General features: G+C 67.4%; 11 protein-coding genes. 2 read left to right on the forward strand and 9 right to left on the reverse strand.

All coding sequences use genetic code 11. The features are described from left to right. Nucleotides 1-11: 11 nt before the first annotated feature. The gene (locus JANGC3_RS0118195) at nucleotides 12-3581 is read right to left on the reverse strand and encodes an indolepyruvate ferredoxin oxidoreductase family protein (RefSeq protein ID WP_017877918.1); all 3570 of its coding nucleotides are present in this window, start codon (nucleotides 3579-3581) and stop codon (nucleotides 12-14) included. Nucleotides 3582-3909: 328 nt separating this feature from the next. Here JANGC3_RS0118195 and JANGC3_RS0118200 point away from each other — a divergent pair, with 328 nt between their 5' ends. Next, on the forward strand, nucleotides 3910-4428 hold the full coding sequence (locus JANGC3_RS0118200) for an Lrp/AsnC family transcriptional regulator (protein WP_017877919.1): 519 nt from the start codon (nucleotides 3910-3912) through the stop codon (nucleotides 4426-4428). A gap of 137 nt (nucleotides 4429-4565) precedes the next feature. On the opposite strand, the gene JANGC3_RS0118205 is transcribed toward JANGC3_RS0118200, so the two are convergent. The 5 genes from JANGC3_RS0118205 to JANGC3_RS0118225 form a co-directional block, all read right to left on the reverse strand. Continuing rightward, complete coding sequence (locus tag JANGC3_RS0118205) at nucleotides 4566-5225, reverse strand: GNAT family N-acetyltransferase (protein ID WP_017877920.1); 660 nt, start codon at nucleotides 5223-5225, stop codon at nucleotides 4566-4568. Between the two features lie 292 nt (nucleotides 5226-5517). Beyond that, complete coding sequence (locus JANGC3_RS0118210) at nucleotides 5518-6765, reverse strand: multifunctional CCA addition/repair protein (RefSeq protein WP_017877921.1); 1248 nt, start codon at nucleotides 6763-6765, stop codon at nucleotides 5518-5520. Nucleotides 6766-6770: 5 nt separating this feature from the next. After that, nucleotides 6771-7487 carry a glutathione S-transferase family protein gene (locus tag JANGC3_RS0118215; protein ID WP_017877922.1) on the reverse strand — a complete coding sequence of 239 codons (717 nt, stop codon included), beginning with the start codon at nucleotides 7485-7487 and terminating at the stop codon, nucleotides 6771-6773. A gap of 49 nt (nucleotides 7488-7536) precedes the next feature. Beyond that, nucleotides 7537-8532, reverse strand: a complete 996-nt coding sequence (locus tag JANGC3_RS0118220) for a complex I NDUFA9 subunit family protein (RefSeq protein WP_232429728.1) — start codon at nucleotides 8530-8532, stop codon at nucleotides 7537-7539. Nucleotides 8533-8572: 40 nt separating this feature from the next. Beyond that, nucleotides 8573-10519, reverse strand: a complete 1947-nt coding sequence (locus tag JANGC3_RS0118225; protein ID WP_017877924.1) for a lytic transglycosylase domain-containing protein — start codon at nucleotides 10517-10519, stop codon at nucleotides 8573-8575. A 55-nt stretch (nucleotides 10520-10574) separates the two neighbouring features. On the opposite strand from JANGC3_RS0118225, the gene JANGC3_RS0118230 reads away from it, so the two are divergent. Then, on the forward strand, nucleotides 10575-11174 hold the full coding sequence (locus JANGC3_RS0118230; protein ID WP_081611909.1) for a 5-formyltetrahydrofolate cyclo-ligase: 600 nt from the start codon (nucleotides 10575-10577) through the stop codon (nucleotides 11172-11174). A 154-nt stretch (nucleotides 11175-11328) separates the two neighbouring features. On the opposite strand, the gene metF is transcribed toward JANGC3_RS0118230, so the two are convergent. From metF to ahcY, 3 genes are all read right to left on the reverse strand, one after another. Continuing rightward, nucleotides 11329-12156 (reverse strand): methylenetetrahydrofolate reductase [NAD(P)H], encoded by an 828-nt coding sequence (metF, locus tag JANGC3_RS0118235; protein WP_026133151.1) that lies wholly within the window; start codon nucleotides 12154-12156, stop codon nucleotides 11329-11331. Further along, the gene (locus tag JANGC3_RS0118240) at nucleotides 12143-12499 is read right to left on the reverse strand and encodes a phage holin family protein (protein WP_017877927.1); all 357 of its coding nucleotides are present in this window, start codon (nucleotides 12497-12499) and stop codon (nucleotides 12143-12145) included. The genes metF and JANGC3_RS0118240 overlap by 14 nt, the downstream gene beginning before the upstream one ends. A 92-nt stretch (nucleotides 12500-12591) precedes the next feature. Continuing rightward, nucleotides 12592-14016 carry an adenosylhomocysteinase gene (gene ahcY / locus JANGC3_RS0118245; RefSeq protein WP_017877928.1) on the reverse strand — a complete coding sequence of 475 codons (1425 nt, stop codon included), beginning with the start codon at nucleotides 14014-14016 and terminating at the stop codon, nucleotides 12592-12594. Nucleotides 14017-14026: the final 10 nt, after the last annotated feature.

Raw genomic sequence — 14026 nt, forward strand, 5'->3', positions numbered from 1 at the left:
ACTGAACGGCGTCAGGCGACGCGGTGCGCGGCGCCGCCAGGCGCGGCCGGCGAGTTGAAGTTGGCCAGCAGCGCCGCCTCCTTCTCTTTGGCCGCCTTCAGGTGGCGCTCCTTGACGTGGCCGTAGCCGCGGATGTCCTCGGGGATGCTGGCGATCGCCACCAGTTGCGCCAGGTTGTCCGCCGTCAGCTTCGGCAGCAGCGCGCCGACGGTGTCGCGGTAGGCGCCGATCAGCGCGCGCTCCATCTTGCGTTCGGCGGTGTAGCCGAACACGTCGAGCGCGCCGCCGCGCAAGCCCTTCAGCTTGGCCAGCACGCCGAAGGCCTTCATCATCCACGGGCCGAATTCCTGCTTGACCAGGTGGCCCTTCGAGTCGGTCTTGGCCAGCAGCGGCGGCGCCAGGTGGAACTTGAGGGTGACGTCGCCTTCGAACATGGCGGCGATCTTCTCCTTGAACGCGCCGTCGGTGTACAGGCGCGCCACTTCATACTCGTCCTTGTACGCCATCAGCTTGTAGAAGTAGCGCGCCACCGCCTCCGCCAGGCGGGTACCCTTGCCCAGCTTCGCCTCGGCGGCGCGGACCTGGTCGACGAAGCCCTTGTACTGCTGCGCGTAGCCGGCGTCCTGGTAGGCGGTCAGCAAGTCGATGCGCTTGTTGACGATGTCGTCGAGGGTCTGGGTGCGCTTGAACTCGATCACTTTCGACGGCGTGGTCAATTTGACCACCGACGCCGGGTCGTGCGCGGCCGAGCGGCCCCAGTTGAAGGCGGCCTTGTTGAACGCCACCGAGACGTTGTTCAAGTCGATCGCCTTCATGATGGCCGCCTCGCCCAGCGGCACGCGGCCTTTTTGCCAGGCGTAGCCGAGCATGAACATATTCGTCGCGATCGAGTCGCCCATCAGCGCGGTGGCGATCTGGCCGGCGTCGATGAAGTCGACCATGCCGGCGCCGCAGGCCTTCTGGATTTCCTGCTGCGACGAGGCGCCCGGGAACTGCCAGTCCGGGTTCTTGACGAAGGCGGCGGTCGACGAGCCGGTCGAGTTGATCATCGCGTGGGTGCGGCCCTCGCCCATGCGCGAGAGCGCGTCGCGGCTGGCCGTGACGATCAGGTCGCAGCCGATCACCAGGTCGGCCGCGCCGGTGCCGACGCGGGTCGAGTGGATGTCTTCCTGGCGGTCGGCCAGGCGCACGTGCGACATCACCGGGCCGCCTTTTTGCGCCAGCCCGCTCATGTCGAGCACCGAACAGCCCTTGCCCTCGACGTGCGCCGCCATCGCCAAAATCTGGCCGACGGTGACCACGCCGGTGCCGCCGATACCGGTGACGAGGATGCCGAACGGCTCGGCGGTCGACGGAATCCGCGGCGTCGGCAGCACCGGCATGGCGCTATCGCCGGGCGCGGCCTTCTTCGGCTTTTTCAAGGAGCCGCCCTCGACCGTCACGAAGCTCGGGCAGAAGCCGGTGACGCAGGAAAAGTCCTTGTTGCACGAGGATTGGTTGATCTGGCGCTTGCGCCCCAGTTCCGTCTCCAGCGGCTCGACCGACAGGCAGTTCGACTGCACGCTGCAGTCGCCGCAGCCTTCGCAGACGGCCTCGTTGATGACGGCGCGCTTGGCCGGGTCCGGGTACTCGTTGCGTTTCCGGCGGCGCCGCTTCTCGGACGCGCAGGTCTGGTCGTAGATCATCGCCGACACGCCCGGCTGCTCGCGCAGTTCGCGCTGCACGGCGTCCAGTTCGGAGCGGTGGCGCACGGTGACGCCCTCGGCCCAGGCGTAGTCGGACGGGTATTTGTCCGGCTCGTCGGTGACGACGATGATCGGGCCGACGCCCTCGGCGGCGATCTGGCGCGAGATGATGGCCGGCGACAGCGGGCCGTCGAACTCCTGGCCGCCGGTCATCGCGACGGCGTCGTTGAACAGGATCTTGTAGGTGATGTTGACCTTGGCCGACACCGCCGCGCGGATCGCCAGGATGCCGGAGTGGAAATAGGTGCCGTCGCCCAGGTTGGTGAAGACGTGCTTCTCGTTGGTGAACGGCGCCTGGCCGACCCAGGTCACGCCCTCCGCGCCCATGTGCGTGAAGGTCGAGGTTTCGCGGTCCATCCACAGCACCATGTAGTGGCAGCCGATGCCGGCCAGCGCGCGCGAGCCTTCCGGCACCTTGGTCGAGCTGTTGTGCGGGCAGCCGGAGCAGAAGTACGGCGTGCGGTCCTTGCTCGGATCGGGCTTGACGCTGATGGTCTTGAGGACGTTTTCCTTCGCCTCCAGGAAGGCGATGCGTTCCTTGACGCGCTGCTCGACCGGATGGCCGGCGTAGTAGCGCGAGATGCGGCTGGCGATGGCGCGGGCGATCAGGGCGGGATTTAACTCGTAAGTGGCCGGCAACAGCCAGTCGCCGTGGCCGCTGCGGTGCTCGTTGCTCCACTCGCCGGTGTCGTCGAACTTGCCGACCACGCGCGGGCGTTCGCCGTCCTTCAGGTTGTACAACTCCTCCTTCAAGGCGTATTCGAGGATCTGGCGCTTCTCCTCGACCACCAGGATCTCGTCGAGGCCCTTGGCGAAGTTGTGCACGCCGTCCGACTCCAGCGGCCAGGTCATGCCGATCTTGTACAGGCGGATGCCGATGTCGGAGGCGACCTGCTCGTCGATGCCGAGGTCGGCCAGCGCCTGGCGCGTGTCGAGGTAGCTCTTGCCGGCGGTGATGATGCCGATGCGCGCCTTCGGGCTGTCCCAGATGATTTTATTGAGCTTGTTGGCGCGCGCGTAGGCCAGCGCGGCGTACCACTTGTAGCTGTTCATCCGCACTTCCATGTCGAGCACGGTGTCCGGCCAGCGGATGTTCAGGCCGCCCGGCGGCAGCTCGAAGTCGTCCGGCATGACGATTTGCACGCGGTCCGGGTCGAAGTCGACGGCGGCGCCGGACTCGATGATGTCGGTGACGCACTTCATCGACACCCACAGGCCGGTGTAGCGGCTCATGGCCCAGGCGTGCAGGCCGTAGTCGATGTATTCCTGCACCGACGACGGGTACAGCACCGGAATGCCGCAGGCGTTCAGGATATGGTCGCTCTGGTGCGCCGTCGACGAGGATTTCGCCGCGTGGTCGTCGCCGGCCAGCACCAGCACGCCGCCGTGCTTGGCGCTGCCGGCGTTGTTGGCGTGCTTGAAGACGTCGCCGCAGCGGTCGACCCCCGGGCCCTTGCCGTACCACATGCCGAAGACGCCGTCGTACTTGGCGTCCTGGAACAGGTTGGTCTGCTGGGTGCCCCAGACGGCGGTGGCGGCCAGGTCCTCGTTCAAGCCAGGGTGGAACTTGACGTGGTGTTCGTCGAGGTATTTCTTGGCCTTCACCGCCGTCATGTCGACGCTGGTCACCGGCGAGCCGCGGTAGCCGGTGATGTAACCGGCCGTGTTCAGGCCGGCCTTCAGGTCGCGCTCGCGCTGCAGCATCGGCAGGCGGATCAGCGCCTGGGTGCCGGTCATGAAGGCGCGGCCGCGCTCGAGCGTGTATTTATCGTTGAGCGAAATCTCGTTCGACGGTTGGCCTGGCTCCAGGTGCGAGCCTTTGCTTGGTGCGTTCATTGCTTGTCTCCATTATTCTCATATGCATTGCGCGAAAGCCGGATGGACCGTACGCGCGCGAACCGGATAGCCTTGTGGGCTGGCCGGTACGGAAAAAATGACTGCTTTTCACAGGTTAGCACAAGCTTGCGCGCCTTTCTGGATGACGCTACAAGCGCATGGTGTTTGGTCTTGCCGGGGCCGACGGCGTCCGCCCGCTCCGCGTTACCCCCTCCTGCAATGAGCGCCCAGTATAGTCCCGCAGGGCCAGCATATAATGCCAAAGACTTCCCATCGCCTGACCATTTGAGCAATAATATTGCGTGTGCTTTGCCTTATCGAGAGATTCATGACCAAGATTACCCTGGACAAAACCGACCGCAAGATTCTGGCGATCCTGCAGGCCGACGGCCGCCTGTCGAATCAAGACGTGGCCGAGCAGGTCAGCCTGTCGCCGTCGCCGTGCCTGCGGCGCATCAAGCGGCTAGAGGAAGCCGGCGTGATCCGCCAGTACGTCGCCCTGCTCGACCCCGACAAGCTCGGCCTGGGCCTGCTGGCCTACGTCAACGTGCGCCTGGAAAAGCACAGCGAGGCCGGCGCCCAGAGCAACGCGCGGGCGCTGCAACTGGCGCCGCAAACCTCGCCGCGGGCCGACTTCGCCGTGTCGGTCGAGCAGTGGCCGGAGGTGGTGGCCTGCTATGCGATGACCGGCGAAATGGACTACCTGCTGCGCGTGCACGTCGAGGACATGGAGCATTTCTCGCGCTTCATGATGGCCACGCTGCTGCGCCACCCGGCCGTGCTGGACGTCAAATCCAGTTTCGCGCTGCAACGCGTCAAGGACACCACGGCGCTGCCGCTGGTCTGAGCGGGCAGCGCGGCGCTAAGCAGCTAAGCAGCTAAGCAGCTAAGCAGCTAATCATCGCCATGCCGGTCAACTGCGACCTGGCCGGCGCGCGCCCGCTGGTCGAACGCACCCGCGGCGCTATCGAGGCGGCGGCGGCCTCAGTCCGGCTTGCGCCCCGGCAGGCGGTCGAACCATTTGACGGCGGCGCGGGTGTTGGCCTTGAAGGTGTAGTCGAGCGTGGCGAACTGTTCCTCGACCGCCTCTTGCAGCACGCTGGCCGGATTCGGCGGCGGCAGCTTCAGGTAGGCGTCGGCCTCGCCGTAGCCGCGCTGGATCGCCATGCCGGCCTTTTTGGCGATATGCATCATGGTCTGGTTCGACGACAGGCAGTGCATATACATGGTGTCGACGTCGTTGTTGCGGCAGTGGATGGCGGCGCGTTCGAACATTTTCGTGCCCACGCCCATGCCGCGCATCGAGCGCGCCACCGAGACGCCGAATTCGGCCACCCGCTCCTTGCTCGTGACGAGGTTCTTGGCCGGCGACTTTTCCTTCTGCGCGAACGCCAGGTGGCCGACCGCGACCAGTTTGAAGACGCGGTTGTAGACGCCGTAGACGACGTCGCGCGAAAAGTCGATTTTGTTGACGTAGATTTCCACCAGTTCGTCGGGCAGCTGGGTGCCGAAGCGCAGCAGGCGGTCGCCCTTCTCCAGCGCCAGGAAATGCTTGAGCATGCGGCGGCGGTCGCGCTCGTGCAGCTCTTTCACCAGCACGGTCGGGCGCACGCCCTGGCGCTTCCAGCCGCCCAGCCAGCGCAACAGCGGGTTGGAGGTGGGCCGGTCTTGCTCGGGGGGATTGGGTTTAGCTAGGGTCACGCCATGCTCCTGATCAGCAGCGGTGTCCGCCTATTGTGCAGCGCACCATCACACCAATTGTATACCATCAACTTGCGCCATTTGGAGCTTTCCCTCTACCGTGTAGGCGCGGTCGGGTTCAGCCAAAAGGCGTAGTTACCGCTCATGTCGTAGGTCGGGTGGCTCCAAGGGGCGGAACCTGGCAACGTTGGCCTGGAGCGGCCCGACCCCCGCGTCCGACCTACGACACGCTCACTCAAGGCTGCTCTTCGACCGCCGTGGGCACCAGCGCGCGCACCGCCTTCACGCGCGCCGCGTGCACCGCCTCGGCGATCTTCGCCGGTTGCGCGGCGTAGCGCTGCGCCACCTCGCCGGCGTTGACGGCGCGCGCCGCCGCCAGCGCCGCCAGCAGGTAGCGCGCCTGCGGAAACGGCTTGTCGCGGAAGCCGTCGGCGGCGCCGCCGCGGCCGCGGAAGTCGCATTCGGTGGCCAGCAGCATCTGCTCGAAGCGGACCGGCTTGCGCAAGCCGTCGCAGCGCTCGAACAGCGTGACGATGGTGTTGGCGCGCAGGCTCAGCGCGCGGCCGATGTTGCCGTGCTCGCGCGCCGTCATCACCGCCAGGTCGCGGCAGTCGTTGGGCACCTTCAGGCGCTGGCACAGTTGCTCGATCAGCTTGACGCCGGCGCCCTCGTGGCCGTGGTGGCTGGGCCAACGCTCGGGCGGCGTCAAGCCCTTGCCGAGGTCGTGCATCAGGCTGGCGAAGCGCACCGCCAGCGCGAAGCCGCGCTCGGCGGCGTAGTCGAGCACCAGCATCATGTGCGCGCCGGTGTCGACCTCGGGGTGGTGCAGCGGCGGTTGCGGCACGCCCCACAGGGCGTCCAGCTCGGGCATCACGCGCGCCAGCGCGCCGCAGTCGCGCAACACCGCCAGCATGCGCGACGGCCGCGCCTCCATCAGCCCGCGCGCCAGCTCCTGCCAGACGCGCTCGGGCACCAGCGCGTCGACCTCGCCGCCGGCCACCATCTGGCGCATCAGCGCCAGCGTCTCGGGCGCCGGCGCGAAGCCGCTGAAGCGCGCGGCGAAGCGCGCCAGCCGCAATATGCGCACCGGGTCTTCCTTGAAGGCGTCGGAGACGTGGCGGAAGACCCGCTTTTCAATGTCGGCCAGGCCGCCGAACGGGTCCGACAAGGTGCCGTCCTCGGCCTTGGCGATGGCGTTGATGGTCAGGTCGCGCCGCACCAGGTCCTGCTCCAGCGTGACGTCGGGCGCGGTGTGGAAGACGAAGCCGCGGTAGCCGGGCGCGGTCTTGCGCTCGGTGCGCGCCAGCGCGTATTCCTCCTGCGTGTCCGGATGCAGGAACACCGGGAAGTCCTTGCCGACCGGGCGGAAGCCGCGCCGCAGCATGTCCTCCGGGGTGGCGCCGACGACCACGTAGTCGCGGTCCTTGACGGGCAGCCCCAGCAACTCGTCGCGCACGGCGCCGCCGACGGTGTAGATGCGCATTGCGCTCAAACCGGCATCTCGCCGTCGTGCTTGGGCGCGCGCTCCGGCTCGGCGATGCCTTCGCTGACCCAGCGCGCCACCGCCGGATGCGCCAGCACCCGCTCGCAGTAGGCGTTCAGCGCCGGCGCCAGCGACACGCCGTAGGTGCGGAAGCGCGCCACGACGGGCGCGAAATAGGCGTCGGCGATGGAGAATTCGCCGAACAGGAATTGGTGGTGTCCGAAACGCGACAGGCACTCTTCCCAGATTTCGCTGATGCGGCCGATGTCGGCCTGGGCGGCGGTGGTGCGGCCCTTGCCGGGAAAGCTCATGCGCAGGTTCATCGACATGGCGCTGCGCAGGCCGCCGAAGCCGGAGTGCATTTCGGCGCAGATCGAGCGGGCGGTGGCGCGCGCGGCGACGTCCCGCGGCCACAGGTGCTTCTCGGGGAACTGCTCGGCCAGGTATTCGCAGATCGCCAGGCTGTCCCAGATCGTCATGTCGCCGGCCAGCAGCACCGGCACGCGCCCGCTGGCGCTGTAGGCGGCGATCTTGCTGCCGGTGTCGTCGCGGTCGAGCAGCACCCGCACTTCCTGGAACGGGATGCCGAACGCGGTCATCGCCACCCACGGCCGCATCGACCACGACGAGTAGTTCTTGTTGCCGATGATGAGGGTCAGGCCGGGTTGCTGGGCGTCCGACAGGGCTTGCGACAAGGTCGGATCGAGTTCGGTGGTTTGCATGGGTCAGGTCCGTGGTGAAAGAAAGGGGGGGGGAAAGGTTATCGGGCGTTCAGCGGCCGGCGCGGCTGCGGTAGTCGTCGAAGCGCGGCCGGGCGCCGAGGTAGCGGCGCGCCTCGGCCTCCAGCGCGGCCGGGCGGATGCCCAGGTCGGCCAGCGTCAGCGCCCGCGCGGCCGGGTCGATGACGTTGTCGACGCGCATCGAGTCGAGGTTGTCGCGGCTCATCAGGGGCTCGCCGGGCAAGCACTCCAGCAGCCGCGCCTGCAGCCGGCCCAGCGTCGCCGGCAGCGCGACCACGGGGCGCGCGTGGCCGGCGTAGGCGCCGGCCAGTTCGACCAGTTGGCGCAGCGTGTAGACCCGCGGCCCGGCCAGTTCGTAGACCTGGCCGCGGCTGGGCGCCGGCGCCAGCGCCAGCGAGCTAACGAAGGCTTGCGCGACGTCGCCGACGAAGACCGGCTGGAAGCGCGCGTCGGCGCCGGCCAGCGGTATCCACGGCAGGAACTTCTGCATGCGCGCGAACAGGTTGAGGAATTGGTCTTCCGGGCCGAACACCACCGAGGGCCGGAAAATGGTCGCGGCCACCGCCGGCTCGGCGGCGGCGGCCAGCTCGCCGGCGGCCTTCGAGCGCAGGTACATCGACGGCGCGTCGGCCGCCGCGCCCAGCGCGCTCATGTGCAGGTAGCGCGGCACGCCGTGGGCGGCGCAGGCGGCGGCGACGCGCCGCGGCAGCTCGACGTGGGCGCGGGCGAACGCGCGCCCGTACGGCGCCCCGACGTCGGAATGCAAGCGCCCGACCAGGTTGACGACGGCGTCGAGCTGTTGGCCGGCCATCAAGTGGCGCAACGCGCCGTCCTGCTGCGGGTCGGCCTCGAGCACTTCAACGCGCGGCAGGAAAATCAGGTGCTTGGCGCGCTCGAAGCGCCGCGTCGGCACCAGCACGCGGGCGCCGGCGGCCGCCAGCCGCGCCACCAGGTGGCTGCCGATGAAGCCGGAGCCGCCCAGCACCAGCACCGTCGGGATCCGCAATGCCATTTCGGGTATCAGCATGGTTTTCCTCGCTCGTGTGGGCCGGCGCCGCGCGCCGGCGCTATGGCAATTCGGCCGCCGCCGCGCTCACCGCGCCCTGCGGCGTGACGTTGCCCAGGCGCGCCTTCAGCGACTGCGGCCGGTTCTCGAACAGCGCCGCGTAATAGGTGGCGTTGGCCATGACGTTCTTGACGTAGGTGCGGGTCTCGGTGAAGGGGATGGTTTCGGCGAACACCGCGCCCTCCATCGCCCGCGGCATGGTGCGGCGCCAGCTGCGCAGCCGGCCCGGGCCGGCGTTGTAGGCGGCCGAGGCCAGCACCTGCGAGCCGTCCAGGCCGCCGATCACCATGTTCATGTAGTTGGTGCCCAGCAGGATGTTGGTGCGCACGTCGCTCAGCATGTCCTGGGCGAAATCGGTCAGGCCGATCTTCTTGGCGACCCAGCGCCCGGTCGACGGCATCACCTGCATCAGGCCGGCGGCGCCGACGTGCGACTGGGCGTCCATGATGAAGCGCGATTCCTGGCGGATCAAGCCGTAGACCCAGGCCTTGTCGAGCCCCAGCGTCTGCGTCGCCGGGTGCATGATGTCGTCGTGCGGCGACGGGTAGCGCTGGGTGTAGTCGACCTCGCTGCGGGTGCGGTCCGAAGTGTTCACCATGCGGTCGAGGATATTGTTCTGGCGCGCGAACTCGGCCGCGGCCAGGTGCTCGCGCTCGCTCATCCGGCGCAGCTCCCAGTTCCATTCGCGCGTGCCCTCGAAGCGCAGGCGCAGCGAGAAGAACTTCAGCGCGCGCTGGAAGCCGGGGTTGGCGGCGATGGCGGCGATTTCCGGCGCCGTGATGGCGGCGCCGGGCGCCGGCAGCGCCAGGTGGCGGCCCAATTCCTCCTGCGCCAGCAAACCGTAGAAATTGCCCTGCTCGGCGATGCCGCGGAACAGCTGCGCCGCCTCGGTGCTGACCTGGCCGGGCGCCTCGGCCTGCAAGGCGCGGCCCAGCCAGTAAGTCCAGGCCGGGTCCTGCCGCAACTCGGGCGGCATGGCCTTGATGCTGGACTTGACCAGCGCCCAATTGCCGTCGCGCAGGGCGATGCGGGTCTGCCACTGCATCTGTTCCTGCGACAGCGGCGCGCCGCGCGCGCCCTGCCAGTACTCGGCGCTTTCCGGCGCCAGCGCATACGACGCCTGCAGCGCGATGTTGCCCCAGCCGATGGCGCGTTCCTGCTCGCTCAGACCCGACTCGGCGCGGCGCAGCGCCAGCGCCGCCAGCTTGACGCTGGTCTTGGCCATGCGCCCGAGCGCCACCAGATAGGTTTCATGCTCGACGCGGCCGGCGCCGACGCCCTTGGCCAGCGTCAGCGCCGGCGTGTCGATGGCGCGCGCGATGGCGCTGTCGGAGCCGCCCAGCAGCAGCATCACGCGGCGCGCCGGGCCGGTGGCGTTGCTCTGTCCGGCCAGGCGCAACTGCGCCCACAAGTCGTTGGCGTCGAACTGGCCGCTTTGCGCCAGCGCCGTGATCAGGCCGCCGCACGCCTCGCCGTAGCCGGGCGGCGCCAGCAGCAGCGCGCGCGCCTCGGCGGCCACGCGCTGGCCCTTGAGCACGCGCGACGTCAGCGCATAGCATTTAAGCTGGATGTCGTCGTCGAGCACGAACTGCGGATACTGCTCGTCGAAGTTGAGCCAGTCGCGCTTGCGGCCCAGTTCCAGCAACCAGTCGTTGCGGAAGCGGTCGGCGATGGCGCTGCCTTCGTAGCGCTTCAAAAAATCGCGGAACTGCTCGACGCTGAGCGTTTTGATGCGCGGTTTGAGCCGATAATAGTCGACATACGAGGCGATCGGGTAGGCGCCGAGCCGGTCGGCGTAAAAATCGGCCTTGGCCGGGTCGTCCTGGCGTACCGCGTCGCGCAACAGTAAAAACGCGTCGTCGTCGGCGCGCGTTTCGGCGCCGGCCGCGCATACCGCCGGCGCCAGCGCGCAGGCGGCCGCGACGACCGCGCGGGCAAACCATTTCAATGTGGAACTCAATGTACGACTCTCAATTCAAAACGGGCGACCGGATACGGGAAATATGAACAGCAAGCCTAGAATAACACGCGATCCGGGCGCGCCACCAGCGCTTGCGACAAACCCGAAAGCGCAACTGCGGCGCGATTTGCTGGCGGCGCGGCGCGCCCTCGGCGGCGCCCAGCGCGCCGGCTGGGACGAACTGATCGGCGCGCGCGTGCTGGCCTGGTGCGAGGCCGCCGGGGTCGGGGCGCTGGCGGTGTACTGGCCGCTGCAAGGCGAGCCCGACTTGCAGCGCGCCTACGCGGCGCTGGCGGCGCGCGGCGTGCGCCTGGCCCTGCCGGTGGTGTTGGAAAAAGCCGCGCCGCTGGCGTTCTCGGCCTGGACGCCGGGCGAGCCGATGCAGAAGGATGGCATGGGCGTGGCGGTGCCGGCGGCGCTGCGCATCGACGCCTGCCCGGCGGCGATCCTGCTACCCTGCCTGGGCTACAACGCCGGCCGCTTCCGGCTCGGCTACGGCGGCGGCTATTACGACCGCACGCTGGCGCGCGCGCCGCGCCCGGTGGCGGTCGGCGTCGCCTACTCCTGCCTGGCGGCGCAGTTCGCCAGCGACGCGCACGACGTCGCCCTCGACCATATTGTCACCGAGAACGGGATGATTTGAGTTTTTAGGGGGGCGTTCGGTGAGCGCGGTTTGCGCAGGTCGGGTTGGCCGGAACGGCGTAAGCCGACAACGTTGGCCTGGAGCAGCGCGTTTCGCCGCGGCCAACATTGTCGGATTACGCGCGCCGCCGAACCGACCACGCTATTCGGCGCGCTTAAACCAGGCGCTGCCACAGCGCGGTGGTCGCCTGCGCCTGGTTCATGCTGTAGAAATGCAGCCCCGGCGCGCCGCCGGCCAGCAGGCGCTGGCACAACTGCGTCACCACGTCCAGGCCGAAGGCCTTGATCGAGGCGGTGTCGTCGCCGTAGCTGGCCAGTTTCAGCCGCACCCAGCGTGGAATTTCCGCGCCGCACATATCGGAAAAGCGCATCAGTTGCGTGCAGTTGGTGATCGGCATGATGCCCGGTATCACCGGCACGTCCAGGCCGATCTTGCGCGTCTCGTCGAGGAACTGGAAGTAGGCGTCGGCGTTGTAGAAGTACTGGGTGATGGCGGAATTGGCGCCGGCGCGCACCTTGCGCGCGAAGTTTTGCAAGTCGTCCTGCGGCGAGCGCGCCTGCGGGTGCACCTCGGGATAGGCCGCCACCTCGATGTGGAAGGCGTCGCCGGTTTCGGCGCGGATGAATTCCACCAGCTCGCTGGCGTAGCGGAACTCGCCGGAGGCGCCGTAACCGCTCGGCAAGTCGCCGCGCAGGGCCACCAGGCGCTTGATGCCGTGCGACTTGAACTCGGCCAGGATGGCGCGGATCGATTCGCGCGAACCGCCGACGCAGGACAGGTGCGGCGCGGCGTCCTCGCCGGCGGCGAGGATCTCCAGCACCGTGCTCAGCGTGCCGCCCTGGGTGCTGCCGCCGGCGCCGAAGGTGACCGAGAAATACTTCGGATGCAATTCGGACAGCTTGTGGCGCACCACGCGCAGCTTTTCGGTCCCGTCCACCGTCTTCGGCGGATAAAACTCGATACTAAAATTAGGTGTTTGCATTGTCATTTTTCAAAAGTAAGGTTGACAGGGCCCAGGAAATCACGCTGTACAGCAAGGCGCCGCCGATCGCCGCCCAAAAGCTGTCGACATGAAAACCGTCGACCAGTTTCGCCACCAGCCAGAACATGAAACCGTTCAGCACGAAGATGAACAGGCCCAGCGTCAGCACCGTCACCGGCAGCGTCAGCAGTACCAGCAGCGGGCGCACCAGGGTGTTCACCAGGCCCAGCACCAGGGCCGCGAGCAGCGCCGCGGCGACGTTGCTGACGCTGACGGAATGCATCAGGTAGGGTACGGCGAACAGGGCCGCCGCGTTGATAAGCCACGTCAGGATTAATCGCATGTCGAATCGCCAATCAGATAAAAAAAGGCCGGCGGCATGCGCCGGCCCTGGAGTGCCGCTAACTTGCTATGTTCCGCTGGCGCGGCCCATGCTTAGTAACGATAGTGCTCCGGTTTGTACGGACCCTGCTGCGACACGCCGATGTAATTGGCTTGCTCTTCGGTCAGCACGGTCAGTTGCGCGTTGAGTTTTTTCAACTGCAGGCGCGCGACTTTCTCGTCCAGGTGCTTGGGCAAGGTGTACACGCCGACCGGGTAGCTGGCGGTGTTGGCGAACAGCTCGATCTGGGCGATGGTCTGGTTGGCGAACGACGAGCTCATCACGTAGGACGGATGGCCGGTGCCGCAACCGAGGTTGACCAGGCGGCCTTCGGCCAGCAAGATGATGCGGCGGCCAGAGGGGAAGATGATGTGGTCGACTTGCGGCTTGATGTTTTCCCACTCGTATTGCTTGAGCGAGGCGACGTCGATTTCATTGTCGAAATGGCCGATGTTGCAGACGATCGCCTGGTCCTTCATGCGCGTCAGGTGCGCGTGCGTCAGGATGTGGTAATTGCCGGTGCAGGTGACGAAAATGTCGCCGTGCTCGCAGGCGTAGTCCATCGTCACGACGCGGTAGCCTTCCATCGCCGCCTGCAGCGCGCAGATCGGGTCGACTTCGGTGACCCAGACCTGGGCCGACAGCGCGCGCATGGCCTGGGCCGAGCCCTTGCCGACGTCGCCGTAGCCGGCGATGACGGCGACCTTGCCGGCGATCATCACGTCGGTGGCGCGCTTGATACCGTCGACCAGCGACTCGCGGCAACCGTACAGGTTGTCGAACTTCGACTTGGTGACGGAATCGTTGACGTTAATCGCCGGGAAGGCCAGCTTGCCTTCCTTGTGCATCTGGTACAGGCGGTGCACGCCGGTGGTGGTTTCCTCGGTGACGCCGAGGATTTCCGGCAGGCGCTTCGAGTACCAGGTCGCATCGACCGCCAGGCGCTTCTTGATCGAGTTGAACAGGCAGATTTCCTCTTCCGAACCGGGCGCGGCCAGCACCGACAGGTCGGTTTCGGCGCGCACGCCCAGGTGCAGCAGCAAGGTGGCGTCGCCGCCGTCGTCGAGGATCATGTTCGAATACACCGGCGCGCCGGCGGCGCTTGGCCATTCGAAGATGCGGTGGGTGAATTCCCAGTAGTCGTCGAGCGACTCGCCCTTGAACGCGAACACCGGCGTGCCGGCGGCGGCGATGGCGGCGGCGGCGTGGTCCTGGGTCGAATAGATGTTGCACGAAGCCCAACGCACATCGGCGCCCAGCGCTTCCAGCGTCTGGATCAGCACGGCGGTCTGGATCGTCATGTGGATCGAACCGGTGATGCGCGCGCCCTTCAGCGGCTGGGCGGCGGCGAATTCCTCGCGGATCGCCATCAGGCCCGGCATTTCGGTTTCGGCGATCTTGATTTCTTTGTTACCCCATGGCGCCAAGCTGATGTCGGCAACGAAGTAGTCCTGCAGGTCTTTGAGTACGGCGTTCATCACGCCCTCC

Source organism: Janthinobacterium sp. CG3 (assembly GCF_000344615.1).
GTDB lineage: Bacteria > Pseudomonadota > Gammaproteobacteria > Burkholderiales > Burkholderiaceae_D > Janthinobacterium.

Coding starts and splice junctions, on each gene's coding strand:
- JANGC3_RS0118195 (WP_017877918.1), bottom strand. CDS start 3,581: ATGAACGCACCAAGCAAAGGCTCGCACCTGGAGCCAGGCCAACCGTCG.
- JANGC3_RS0118200 (WP_017877919.1), top strand. CDS start 3,910: ATGACCAAGATTACCCTGGACAAAACCGACCGCAAGATTCTGGCGATC.
- JANGC3_RS0118210 (WP_017877921.1), bottom strand. CDS start 6,765: ATGCGCATCTACACCGTCGGCGGCGCCGTGCGCGACGAGTTGCTGGGG.
- JANGC3_RS0118215 (WP_017877922.1), bottom strand. CDS start 7,487: ATGCAAACCACCGAACTCGATCCGACCTTGTCGCAAGCCCTGTCGGAC.
- JANGC3_RS0118220 (WP_232429728.1), bottom strand. CDS start 8,532: ATGCTGATACCCGAAATGGCATTGCGGATCCCGACGGTGCTGGTGCTG.
- JANGC3_RS0118230 (WP_081611909.1), top strand. CDS start 10,575: ATGAACAGCAAGCCTAGAATAACACGCGATCCGGGCGCGCCACCAGCG.
- metF (WP_026133151.1), bottom strand. CDS start 12,156: ATGCAAACACCTAATTTTAGTATCGAGTTTTATCCGCCGAAGACGGTG.
- JANGC3_RS0118240 (WP_017877927.1), bottom strand. CDS start 12,499: ATGCGATTAATCCTGACGTGGCTTATCAACGCGGCGGCCCTGTTCGCC.
- ahcY (WP_017877928.1), bottom strand. CDS start 14,016: ATGAACGCCGTACTCAAAGACCTGCAGGACTACTTCGTTGCCGACATC.